Origin of the sequence: Flagellimonas sp. S3867, from assembly GCF_014698935.1 — a bacterium.
Lineage (GTDB): Bacteria > Bacteroidota > Bacteroidia > Flavobacteriales > Flavobacteriaceae > Flagellimonas.
Window position 1 is genome coordinate 317,863 of record NZ_JACVMN010000003.1, and the last position, 12,331, is coordinate 330,193.

Below are 12,331 nucleotides of genomic sequence, written 5' to 3' on the forward strand. Positions count from 1 at the left end.
TACATATCAAAAATTAAAATGAAAGGTTCCATAACCATCAAAGATGTAGCTCGCGAACTGGGAATTCACCATGTTACGGTTTCACGTGCCTTGAGGGATACTGGGGCTGTAAAGCAGGAAACACGGGATTTAATTAAAAAGAAAGCCAGTGAGTTGGGCTATAAACCCAATCGTTTAGCCCAGGACTTTAGAAATAAACGAAGCAATGTTCTGGCAGTGGTGGTTCCCGATTTAAGACCTTACTTTTTTGCAAAATTTGTATCTGATTTTATGGAAATAGCCAAGGAGGTAGGGTATTCAGTAATGATTTTCCAGTCTGGTGAAAAACCAGGTATTGAAAAAGATATTATCGATTCTCTCATTGGTTATAGAGTGGCCGGGGTTGTTGCCTCCGTTACCCAGGACACAGTTCATGAAAGCCATTTCGATATATTGAAGGAAGAAAACATCCCATATGTGTTTTTTGATAGAGCACCCGAACAGACAGAGGCTTCCCAAGTATTGGTCAACAATTTTAAAGGAGCATATGATGCGGTAACGGCGATGATACAATCGGGGAAAAAGCGCATAGCCTATATTTCAACGCATTATAAACATCAAATTTTCCGCGACCGTTTGGCGGGGTACAAACAGGCATTAAAGGATAATAATCTACCCTTCTCTGATAAAATGGTTGTTGAGGGAGGGTTTTTTATGAAAGATGGTTTTCATCATGCCAAGAAATTGATGGAACTGAAAGAAAAACCAGATGGTATTTTGGCTGTAAGGGATGAAATCGGTATTGGAGTAATTAAATATTTAAAGAAAAATGGATTTCGTGTACCAGATGATGTGGCTGTAATAGGGTTTGATAATGATCCAATGGGCATTGCATGTGAACCTGAATTGACAACTGTGCAACAATCAATACCATCAATGGTAATGGGTTCATTTGAACTACTACTGACGCAGATAAGAAGCAGCACCTTGAGTTTTGAAAAGAAGATTATCGAACCCAAAATTATATTCAGGGGTTCAGTATAATGTTTTGAATGAGCAGCTTACGTGAGCATGGAACGGAAGAACCAAATTTTTCGATCAAAAGAATTTTATAACTTGACTATTATGTTCAAATTCATGGATGTCATTAGAAAACTAAAGAAAATGGGAGCGCTGAGTTTGCTTTCTATCGCCCTATTTTCTTGTGGTAATTCTGATACTAGCTATGAACCACTTCCTAAAACAGTTGACTTCAATTTTCATATCCGACCCATATTGGTTCAAAACTGTTACCTCTGCCATGGTCCAGACCCCAGTAGTCGCAAAGCGGAGCTAAGACTGGATATCTATGAAGGTGCCACCGCCGAATTAAAAGAAGGAGGTTTTGCCGTAGTTCCTGGGAAACCAAGTAAAAGTCAATTGATGTTCCGTATCAACCATGAGCATGAAGACAAGATCATGCCTCCACCAGAAACCAATAACAAGCTCACTCAAAGAGAAAAAGACCTTTTACAAAAATGGATTAAACAAGATGCTGAATGGAAACCGCATTGGTCGTTTATTAAACCCAATTTAAAAGAAGAAGATAAGAATGCGGACATTGATCAACTGATTGACCGCCAATTGGAACAAAAAGCCCTCGTGAAGGCTCCAATGGCCAACAAGAATACACTTATTAGAAGAGTTGCTTATTTGATAACAGGGCTTCCCCCATCTCCAGAGGAGGTCGAGAGTTATATTTCAGATACCTCCGAAGATGCCTATGAAAAAATGGTGGACGGTTATTTGAATACCCCGGCCTTTGGAGAACGCTGGGCGAGACATTGGATGGATTTAGTTAGATATGCAGAAACCAAGGGGCATGAATTTGATTATGCCATTAGCGGAGCTTGGAAATATCGGGATTATCTTATTCGAGCTTTTAATAATGATTTACCCTATGATCAGCTATTGAAAGAACACCTAGCCGGTGATCTTTTGGAGGAAAAGCGTTACGATGAGAAAACGGGAGTATTGGAATCCCAAATAGCAACAGTATTTTACGCCATGGGAGAGGGCACCCACAGTCCCGTCGACATTAAACAGGATGAAGCCAACCGTATTGATAATATGATCGATGTTACCACTAAAACCTTTCAAGGTCTAACCGTGTCCTGCGCAAAATGCCATGACCACAAGTTTGATCCCATTACCGCAGCTGATTACTATGCAATGTACGGTGTTATGGAAAGCACCCGTTTTACCCCTTTAGATGCCGGTCAATCCATTTCAAAAGAGGTCACTGCAAAAGAAATATTGGATATTCAGAGTTATGTGAGGAAAACCGTCACTGAAAAAATTGCCGAAAAACAAGTTGTCAATTCAACCTTTAATCGCACATCAAAACCTAGGCCAGCCTTAAAATTCAAGAAGCTTGGTGATTTTAGAAACAAAGATTTTGATGGTTGGGTGAGCACTGGGTTAGCCTTTGGTGATGGAACAACCTTGGGGAACCCCGTTTTAAAAACCTCCTCCGGAAAGTTATTGTCCTTGGATGAGGGCAAAGCATCAAGCAAGATTTTTGGTCCAGGTGTTTTAGGAACGTTACGGTCTCCTGATTTTATTTTGGATGCCGATGTTATAGGCGTTCGTGCCAGAGGAGAGCAAAGCACTATTCGAATCATCATCGATAATTTTCAATTGATTCAATGGCCCATTTATGGAGGACTTACCCAGTCGGTCAGCAGTACAAGATGGAAAAATTACAAGTTTAATGTTGAGTCATGGAAAGGACATAAAGCCTATATTGAAATACTACCTGGGGGATATGATCAACATAATTTCAAGTTATCTCCAAATGCTTTTATTGAGGCCCAGTATGCCATTTCTTATGATTCGGAATGGCCTACAGAAGTGAAACCTTTGAATAATGAAACATCTTCCGAAGATTTTTCCTTTGATAAGGTACATGCATTTAATGCCAGTATTAAAAGCGGCCAATTAAATCTTCGTTTTCCAGAATTGATAAAAACCAAGGAAAGTGCGAGGAAGCTCTCCGATGCTCTCAAGAGCGATTCATTTATCTACGGTGTTTCAGATGGATCAGCTATCAATAGTCCTGTGTTTATTCGAGGAAGATATCAAGAACCTTCTGAAGAAAACATCCCAAGAAGATTTTTGTCAACACTACCTCAGGGCGACGTGCCATTTAAATCAAAGGGAAGCGGTAGGTTGGAACTGGCAGAAGCTATGTTGCATGACGATAACCCACTTACATCCAGAGTCATGGTTAATCGTATTTGGCATCATCTTTTTGGAAGAGGAATTGTTGAGACGGTGGATAATTTTGGACTTCAAGGAAAATTACCTTCGCATCCACAATTGCTTGATCACTTGGCCATAAAATTTCGGGAAGAAGGATGGTCAGTCAAAAAAATGATTAGATACATTGTTTCTTCCGAAACCTTTAAAAGAAGCGCCATTAACGAATTGAAACCATCTGAAAAAGATCCAAACAACATATTTCTGGCCTCTTTTCCAATTAGACGATTGGAATCTGAAGCCATTCGCGATGGAATACTTGCTGCTTCCGAAAGTATGGATGCCACATTGTATGGTCCTCCAATACCCACGTACCTAACAGATTTTATGGGAGGGCGAGGTAAACCAGAACAATCAGGTCCTTTGGATGGTGATGGAAGAAGAAGTATTTACCAAGAAGTTAGACGAAACTTTTTGGAACCCATGATGACCACCTTTGATCGGCCAATTCCGTTTACAACCTTTGGAAGGCGCGATGTGACCAATGTGCCGGCTCAATCCCTGATCCTCATGAATGATCCTTTTGTGATTGCACAATCCAAAATACTGGCCGAAAAATTGTTGGCCCAGGAGTTGTCATTCGAGGAACGAATAGAATGGATTTATATGCGTACATTTTCTAGAAAAGCAACAGAGAAAGAAATTGAGAATGCTTCCCAATTCATAACTACAATAGAAGCGATGAAAAAGATGGAAGGTAATACCGATGACCTAGACTTGGATGTATGGAAGGAGTATTGCCATAGTATTTTTAACCTGAAAGAATTCATATACCTGATCTAATGAGCAAGTACCACAATTTTATGCAAAAACCGCTTTCACGACGTGAAATGTTGACCATATGTAAAGGAGGATTTGGATCTCTTGCCTTTATGAGTTTATTTGGAGCTACGGCGTTTTCCTGTAGTCGTTCCAAGGACACCGTATTAGATTCCGGTTCCAATTTGCTCTTAGGACCGCACCACTTGCCCAAGGCTAAGAATGTAATCTTTCTTTATATGGACGGAGGCGTATCCCAAGTAGATTCCTTTGATCCCAAGCCAAGGCTTGCCAAGGAGAACGGGCAAGATCCCAGAAAAAAATTCAAGGTTGATGCAACTCAGTTTGACAACGTAGGCAAAATATTGAAAAGCCCTTGGGATTTTAAACAATATGGAGAATGTGGAATGCCGGTCAGCGACCTTTTTCCACATATTGCAACCTGCGTTGATGATATTGCATTGATCAGATCTATGACTTCCCAGTTTCCTGAACATACCAATGCTAACTACTTTTTGCATACCGGAAGTGGTCTTCAGGGGAGACCAAGCATGGGTTCTTGGATGACCTATGGTTTGGGAAGCGAAAACAAGAACATTCCAGGTTATGTGGTTTTAGATGGAGGGTTGATTCCTCCTGGTGGATTAGATAATTTTAAAAATGGATTTTTGCCCGCTTCGTATCAGGCATCGATACTCAGAGCAGGACCACAGCCTGTGGCCAATATCATTCCAAAAGAGAACATTGCTAACCTTCAAGAGCAAAAGTTGGATTTCATCAAACAATTAGATCAAGAACAATTGGAAGCCGTGGGCGAAGCTGATGCTATAGAATCTGCTATTTCTAACTATGAATTGGCTTATAAAATGCAATCTTCCATTCCGGAACTGACAGAATTCAAGGAAGAAACCGAAGCGACCAAGAAACTATATGGTTTTGATTCTGATGACCCCCACACCCGCGGATACGCTGCCCAATGCTTATTGGCGCGAAGATTGGTAGAAAGAGGGGTCCGGTTTATTGAATTGACATGTCCAAAAGTAAGCGCTGATCGTTGGGACCAGCATGGAAACTTAAAGGATGGTCATGAGAAAAATGCGCATGCTGTGGATCAACCTATTGCAGGGTTGTTAAAAGATTTGAAGTCAAGAGGCATGCTCGAGGAGACCTTGGTGGTCTGGACAGGTGAATTTGGTAGAACCCCTTTTGCCCAAGGCTTGGACGGTCGGGATCACAATCCATCGGCATTTAGTATGTGGATGGCCGGCGCTGGAATAAAAGGAGGCACTATTTTCGGCAAAACCGATGAATACGGATATCGGGTCATTGAAAACGAAGTGACCGTGCACGACCTTCATGCAACCATTATGCATTTAATGGGTATAAATCATGAACACCTCACCTTTCGTTTTGGAGGTCGTGATATGAGATTGACAGATGTCCACGGGCATGTAATAAAAGATGTTTTAGCTTAACTCAAGAAACCAAATGCGAATGAAATCAGTTTTAAAAGTTGGATTAATATCCATTTTACTAATGCCATTGTTTTTAATGGCTCAAAACCCCTCATCGACGATTCGCCACTCATTTTTTATAGCAGGGCCACAATTTACTGGTATTATCGATGAAGCTGGCAATGTTGCCTGGGATGCAGAAAAACCGTCCGCAAGAGATGGCTACGTACTTAAAAACGGAAACATCTTGATTTGTTGGGCTGATGAGGTAAGGGAGTACAACAAAAAGAAGGAGGTTATACTAAAGTATAAAAGATCTGAAGAACATATGGAATTGGGCACTGCGGTTCGACTCTCAAATGGGAATACCATGATTACTGAATCGGGAACCCAACCTAGAATTGTAGAAATCAATAAAAAAGGCGAGGTGGTCAAAAGTATCCCACTTCAACCCGAAACCGAAAATGTGCATATGCAAACACGCATGGCACGAAAGCTTAAAAATGGAAATTACCTTGTTCCTCACTTACTGGCATTCGCGGTCAAGGAATATCAACCAGATGGAGCAATTGTAAAAACTTTCAGTACCGATTATGCTGCATTTGGAGGGCGTGAGGCCAAGACCTGGCCATTCACAGCAATTCGAATAAAAAACGGCAATACATTGGTCACCCTTACCAACGGCAATAGAGTAGTGGAGTTGAATGCTGAGGGCGAGATTATTTGGCAGATAGATAATTCCATTTTCGACGGTAATCCATTGGTAGACCCTTGCGGAGCGCAAAGACTTCCTAATGGAAACACAGTGATTGCCAGCTACGGTGCCCAAAAAGGAATCAAACTATTTGAAGTGGATAAAAACAAGAATATCGTGTGGACTTACACCGATTATAGAGCCCATCATTTTCAAATATTGACCACTAATGGTAAACCGGTAAAAGGAACTCCGCTTAAATAAAGAATGAATTTGTTCGATGTTTTATTAAATAGTGGTGTCACTGAAGGTCCTTCGGATTTTCTAATTTTTTTAGGTAGAATACATCCGCTGGTGGTTCATTTACCCATTGGATTTTTGTTGTTGGCTGCTTTAATAGAACTCGTAGCTAAAAAACCGAAATTTCGACCCCTAAAAACTTACACACACTATGTATGGGCTTTGGGAAGTTTAAGTGCTTTTTTCGCGGTACTTTTTGGTTACTTTCTTTCACTTTCTGGTGATTATAATGAGGATACTTTGTTTTGGCACAAATGGATGGGTGTTGCTGTTTTCTTGTTTTCGCTTGTCTGTTACCTTGTTTCCAAAAAACAATGGAAACTCCCGTTTTATGGGAAGTCTATTTTGATATCCTTAGTCGTATTTACCATTTTTTATACAGGTCATTTGGGTGGCAACCTTACCCATGGATCTACATATTTGTTGGAACATGCTCCAAATGTGGTTCGGAATCTGGCCGGAATGCCGGACAAAGCAATTCCACGCGAAAAGGTGACGGTGTTGGATTCAGCCGATGTGTATTTAGATTTGATTTCACCCATATTAGATAGGCGTTGCGTTAGTTGTCACAACGATGATAAAAAGAAAGGAGATTTAGACTTAACCTCTTATGCAAATCTTGCTTTAGGCGGAGAGAACGGTGAGGTTGTCGTTCCTGGCGACCTCAATACAAGCGATATATATAGGAGAATAACCCTGCCTGAAACACACGATGATTTTATGCCTACTGAGGGCAAGCCACCATTGTCCGATGATGAGGTGGCAATAATCGGTTGGTGGATTGAGAAGAATGTACCTCCAGCGGGTTATTTTGTGGAAATGGGTCCTGACGATAAAATAAAGATTATTGTAGAAAAATATCTGGGTCTGGATAAGAACAATCTGTTGAATCAGAAAGTTGAGGCACCAAATAAAGCGATTGTTGATTCATTAGTGAACCATGGTTTTATTTTAAATCCATTGATGATGGATAATCATTTTATGGATGCAAACTTTAGTTTGAGTGAACAAGAACTAAATGATCAGGCATTGACAACCCTTCTGGTATTAAAAGACCAAATCATTTGGCTGAACATGAGTAATTCGGGAATCAAGAATGCCCAACTGGAACACATAGGCCAATTGGAAAATTTGATAAAATTGAATCTCAGTACAAATGTAATTTCTGACGAAGGATTGATGCATTTGTCCCAGTTGCAAAACTTGGAATCTATTAATCTTTATAAAACTGATGTTTCAGAAGGACTACTTACCTTAGTTCCGAAGCTTCCCAATTTAAAAAGGCTATACCTCGCTGAATCCAAAGTCGATAGCATAACCGTAGCGCAGCTCCGACGAGAGCATCAAAATTTGCAAATAGTCTTTGAAGAAAAGCGTTAAGGCTTCAATTTTACCCGCATCAATTTAGGACCGGAGGTAATATACAAAGTCTCCTCCGTATCATCCAGAACGCAATTGGTATTGAATTCATCATTTAGAATAGTACCCAAATGTTTTCCTTCCTGACTCAGAATATAAACTCCTCCTGGACCGGTAGCGAAAATGACTCCTTTTTTATTGACTTTCAATCCATCAGGATGTCCTTTTTCCTTGGGAGCGTTACCCGTGGCATCAAAAAACTTCCTTCCATTGGAAATAACACCATTTTCATCTACATCGGCTGCAATCCAAATAGCATGTTGCCAATCTGCATTGGCAATGTAGACCGTTTTTTCGTCGGGTGAGAAAGCAATACCATTGGGGCTGGAAAGCGAATCGGTAACCACCTCGATTTCACCTAAAGGTGAAATGCTATATACTGCCGCTTTCAATCGTCCTTCCTCAACCGGAGGTGGGTCGGACATGATCATATTTCCGTTGGAGTGAAAGGTGGCATCGTTGGTATTATTAAATCGAATTCCCTTATAATTATCCACAAAAACCTCAAAATCATTGGTTGGATTATTTATTGAACTTTTCATTCGCACAGCTTCCCCATGGCCATACCGCAAAATGACCAACGAATCATTTTGGTCAACCAAAAGAGCACTTGGTCCCGGTCTTTCTGGGTCGGAATCTTTCATATCCAGATATAATGTGACGCTATCCTTTTCTGTCCATTGATATAATTTCTGATGTCCAACATCCGTATAAACCAATTTTTGTTCATCCTTTAACCAGATTGGTCCTTCCGACCAGGCATGTGCGGTGGATAGAACTTCAATAACGGCATGGGGTGAGATGACATCGTCCAAAGCTTTGTCCAATCTTTCAATTTTGCCAACCGTTTGGAAAGTTTTTGGTTGTGGTTTGGTCTTTTTCTGTTCCCCGCAGGAAGAAATCAATAGGAATGCCAAGAGCACACCAATTATTTTATTTGAAATTTCCATAGGTCAATCGATTTTAATGCTTGCTATTTTTACAGGTCGGTTTTCTTGTAAGGATGTATTGGCGGCTTCGGCCAATATCATGGCCTTAAGACCATCTTCCCCAGAAACTGGCATTGGTTTTTTGTTCTGTAGTGCACCCACAAAAACCCGTATCTCCTCAAGATAGGAGGATTCATAACGGTCCATAAAAAAGTTTAAATGTCTATCTAAATCGGAGCCGGTTTCCGTGGCTACGCTTACGTTACTTTTCAAGGGATTGTCAACCTTTATGACACCTTTAGAGCCAAATACCTCCAATCGCTGATCATAGCCATATTTGGATTCTCTACTATTTTCAATTGTGCCGACAGCGCCATTTTCAAATTTCAGCAGAACTGTGGCACTGTCAATATCTCCAGCCTCTCCTATGGCTGGATCAACCAAACAATTGCCATAAGCAAAAACTTCTTCGACCTCGGATCCCATAATAAATCGAGACATATCAAAATCATGAATAGTCATATCCTTGAACAGTCCACCCGATTTTTTGATATAAGAAATTGGCGGTGGTTGCGGGTCTCGGCTAACAATATGGAGACTGCGTAAACTCCCAATTTTTCCATTGGAAATCTCGGTCCTTACCTTGGAGAAATTGGTATCGAACCGTTGATTGAAACCAATCATAAATGGGACATTCAAATTGGAAATGGTTCTAAGGGTCTCGTTTGACTTTTTAAGGGATTTGTCAATAGGTTTTTCACAAAAAACCGCTTTTCCTGCTTGAGCGGCTTTTATCGCATACTCCGAATGGGTATCACTGGGCGAACTGATAAGCACTGCATCAATTTCTGGATTTTGAAGAATGATGTCAATATCATCAGAAACGTTTTTGACCCCTTGCTCCAAAGCAAATTTTTGACCTTCTGCTCCAGGATTGACGGCAGCGATTAGGTCTACACCTTCAATTTTTCTGGAAAGGTTTTCGAGATGGATTTTGCCCATTCTTCCCACCCCGATAATTCCAATTTTTATCATATGCCTCGGTTTATATAAAAATACGGGACATAGGCCATTAATACAACTTGATTTTGTTGTGAAAATTGGTGTTTAATGCCTATAAATCCATTTGGTACAACCCTTCCAATAGTAGTTGTGCATGGTTTAATAAGAATCTAAATCTATAGGGTTAAAACCCCTTTAAAATCCTCGCATCAAAACAGATTAAATATTGATTTTGTAATGCTCACTGGTCATTTGCGGAATTGATTCTTTGTTTTAATCGTTGTTATCTGGAAAATAATGGAAATAATGTAATTTTTTACCGTTTTTTATTAAAATGAACTTCAATTGCAAAAAAAGTATTGGAATTTGCTAAAAAACTGGAATGTTTGTACTTCGTTTTTTTAGTTATTGGTTGTGTGGATTTTTTTGCTTGGTATAAATCAAGTATGATATTCTAATGATAAACCAAAAAAAAACAACTATTCTTCATACCGATGAGGCCTTGTTGGATCGTTTAAAAAAGAACGATGCAGATGCCTTGACGGAACTTTATGATAGATATTGGGATGCTGCGTTTTTGGCCTCATACAACGTGCTAAAGGATAAAAAACTCTGTGAAGACGTAGTGCAAGAGCTATTTCTGGATTTTTGGAATAGAAGGCAAAAAATTACTATAAAAACCACGTTCAAAAGTTACTTTTTCTCCTGTGTACGCTATCAGGTTTTTGCTCAAATTAGAAAAAGAGAAAAAAACCCTAGAGCGGAGCTTTACGAAAATCTTGAACAAAGAATACATTATAGATGCCCTGAATCGGAATTTTTGTACCACGAGCTTGTTGGAAGAATTAATTCTTCGGTCGAGCATTTACCAAAGAAATGTAGGGAAGTATATAAACTGAGCAGAAATGAGCATTTGACCCATGCCGAAATTTCCAGCCGACTTGACATCTCTACGAAAACTGTGGAAAACCACATGACCAAAGCACTTAAAATACTTAGAAATTCTGTTGGGAGTGCACTTCTCTTTATTTTGTGGTATCTAAATTGATTTTTCTTCAATCACCCTCCTTGCTTTAGTTGATGTTTCAACTTTGGCAAATAAAAATTCAAAAAAAAAATATTTAAGTAGGGGATACCCAAAATTATCAACACTATATATAAAAGGCCATGATTTGGCCAATAGCATTTATATGGATAAAAAGAAATTTTTGACCTTATTGGATAGATACCTCAAAGGAGTTACAACTGAGGAAGAAGAAAAGTTGCTGTTAAACTATTTCAATAGCTTTCAGAACAGTGAACTTGATGGGTGGCCCATAGAATTGGGAGATCCACAAGAACTTAAGGAAAAGATGTTGGGACGAATTTCGCAAAATATCGAATCGAAAGCATCTCATAAAAACAAGCTAAAACTGATTAGGTCCAATAGGTTTTTGAAATATGCAGCCAGTATTGCAATCTTATTTGGAGTTCTGTATGTATACTTTAATGAAAAAGAATCTTCCCTTCCAGCAATATCTGATGTTGAAACTTCAAATTCGATTATGCTAAAACTGGACAATGGAAATGTCGATGTGATTTCAGAGAACGATCAAAAAAAGATAACCGATTCTAAAGGAAACGTTGTAGGTTTCCAAACGGGTAACACCATAGCTTACGAGCCAAAAACTACATTAACCAAAGAACTGGTCTATAATGAATTGACAGTGCCCTTAGGCAAAAAGTTTGATTTGGTACTGTCAGATGGAACAATGGTAAAGCTCAATGCAGGCAGTACTATTAAATATCCAATTCAATTTATTGAAGGCGCCTCAAGGGAGGTTGAAGTATGGGGTGAAGCCTATTTTGATGTTACCAAGGATGAAAACCATCCCTTTTTGGTCAATGCCAACAACATTCAGATAAAAGTGTTGGGCACAAAGTTCAATGTATCCTCTTATCCAGAAGACGAAGATATCCATACTGTTTTGGTGGAAGGATCAGTACAATTGTTTAATACGGATTCGGAGCATGCTGAAAATTCCTTTGTTATTACTCCTAGCCAAAAGGCGTCATGGGACAAGGAATTGGGTGAAATGACGATTAAGGAAGTGGATACCAATATTTACACTTCGTGGATTAACGGAAGAATAATTTTTAAGAACATTCCTTTTAAAAATATCAGAAAAAAATTGGAAAGGCGCTACAACGTAACGATAACCAATAACAATGAGTCTTTAGACGAAAAATTTTATAACGCCTCTTTCGATATAGAGACTATTCATCAAGTTATGGAGGCTTTTAGGGAAAATTACAATATAGACTACACTATAACCGACAACCAAATTATTATTAACTAAAAACCAGCTTGTATGAAAGCAAACTAATGAACCTATTAATCACAAAATCGGAGGATGCGGCAACATCCCCCGATAGCTTAACGTGATTCTAACTAATGTACAACCACAATAACGCTATTAAAAGTATGAAAAAAACAACTAATTCAGGTGTGCTAA

At 39.4% G+C, this 12,331-nt stretch carries 9 protein-coding genes; 7 read left to right on the plus strand and 2 right to left on the minus strand.

Going from position 1 to position 12,331, the window contains the following annotated elements; all coding sequences use genetic code 11:
* The first annotated feature begins 18 nt into the window (after nt 1-18).
* The 5 genes from IAG46_RS14815 (at nt 19) to IAG46_RS14835 (ending at nt 7,866) form a co-directional block, all read left to right on the plus strand.
* A complete protein-coding gene (locus tag IAG46_RS14815; RefSeq protein WP_190811168.1) occupies nt 19-1,023 on the plus strand; it encodes a LacI family DNA-binding transcriptional regulator in 1,005 nt (334 codons plus the stop codon).
* Nucleotides 1,024-1,104: 81 nt separating this feature from the next.
* The gene (locus IAG46_RS14820; RefSeq protein WP_223826722.1) at nt 1,105-4,062 is read left to right on the plus strand and encodes a PSD1 and planctomycete cytochrome C domain-containing protein; all 2,958 of its coding nucleotides are present in this window, start codon (nt 1,105-1,107) and stop codon (nt 4,060-4,062) included.
* Entirely contained in the window at nt 4,062-5,513 is a 1,452-nt protein-coding gene (locus IAG46_RS14825) for a DUF1501 domain-containing protein (protein ID WP_190811169.1), read from the plus strand. The genes IAG46_RS14820 and IAG46_RS14825 overlap by 1 nt, the downstream gene beginning before the upstream one ends.
* Nucleotides 5,514-5,532: 19 nt before the next feature.
* Nucleotides 5,533-6,450 (plus strand): hypothetical protein, encoded by a 918-nt coding sequence (locus IAG46_RS14830; protein WP_190811170.1) that lies wholly within the window; start codon nt 5,533-5,535, stop codon nt 6,448-6,450.
* 3 nt (nt 6,451-6,453) lie between these two features.
* Complete coding sequence (locus IAG46_RS14835; protein WP_190811171.1) at nt 6,454-7,866, plus strand: DUF2231 domain-containing protein; 1,413 nt, start codon at nt 6,454-6,456, stop codon at nt 7,864-7,866.
* Here the strand turns inward: IAG46_RS14835 and IAG46_RS14840 are convergent.
* Nucleotides 7,863-8,855, minus strand: coding sequence for an SMP-30/gluconolactonase/LRE family protein (locus IAG46_RS14840; RefSeq protein ID WP_190811172.1), 993 nt, complete (start codon nt 8,853-8,855; stop codon nt 7,863-7,865). The genes IAG46_RS14835 and IAG46_RS14840 overlap by 4 nt on opposite strands.
* Before the next feature lie 3 nt (nt 8,856-8,858).
* Complete coding sequence (iolG, locus tag IAG46_RS14845) at nt 8,859-9,869, minus strand: inositol 2-dehydrogenase (RefSeq protein WP_190811173.1); 1,011 nt, start codon at nt 9,867-9,869, stop codon at nt 8,859-8,861.
* A gap of 424 nt (nt 9,870-10,293) precedes the next feature.
* On the opposite strand from iolG, the gene IAG46_RS14850 reads away from it, so the two are divergent.
* Nucleotides 10,294-10,884 carry an RNA polymerase sigma-70 factor gene (locus tag IAG46_RS14850; RefSeq protein WP_190811174.1) on the plus strand — a complete coding sequence of 197 codons (591 nt, stop codon included), beginning with the start codon at nt 10,294-10,296 and terminating at the stop codon, nt 10,882-10,884.
* 142 nt (nt 10,885-11,026) lie between these two features.
* A complete protein-coding gene (locus IAG46_RS14855) occupies nt 11,027-12,175 on the plus strand; it encodes a FecR domain-containing protein (RefSeq protein ID WP_190811175.1) in 1,149 nt (382 codons plus the stop codon).
* The last annotated feature ends 156 nt before the right edge of the window (nt 12,176-12,331 follow it).

Coding starts and splice junctions, on each gene's coding strand:
- IAG46_RS14815 (WP_190811168.1), top strand. CDS start 19: ATGAAAGGTTCCATAACCATCAAAGATGTAGCTCGCGAACTGGGAATT.
- IAG46_RS14820 (WP_223826722.1), top strand. CDS start 1,105: ATGTTCAAATTCATGGATGTCATTAGAAAACTAAAGAAAATGGGAGCG.
- IAG46_RS14825 (WP_190811169.1), top strand. CDS start 4,062: ATGAGCAAGTACCACAATTTTATGCAAAAACCGCTTTCACGACGTGAA.
- IAG46_RS14830 (WP_190811170.1), top strand. CDS start 5,533: ATGAAATCAGTTTTAAAAGTTGGATTAATATCCATTTTACTAATGCCA.
- IAG46_RS14835 (WP_190811171.1), top strand. CDS start 6,454: ATGAATTTGTTCGATGTTTTATTAAATAGTGGTGTCACTGAAGGTCCT.
- IAG46_RS14840 (WP_190811172.1), bottom strand. CDS start 8,855: ATGGAAATTTCAAATAAAATAATTGGTGTGCTCTTGGCATTCCTATTG.
- iolG (WP_190811173.1), bottom strand. CDS start 9,869: ATGATAAAAATTGGAATTATCGGGGTGGGAAGAATGGGCAAAATCCAT.
- IAG46_RS14850 (WP_190811174.1), top strand. CDS start 10,294: ATGATAAACCAAAAAAAAACAACTATTCTTCATACCGATGAGGCCTTG.
- IAG46_RS14855 (WP_190811175.1), top strand. CDS start 11,027: ATGGATAAAAAGAAATTTTTGACCTTATTGGATAGATACCTCAAAGGA.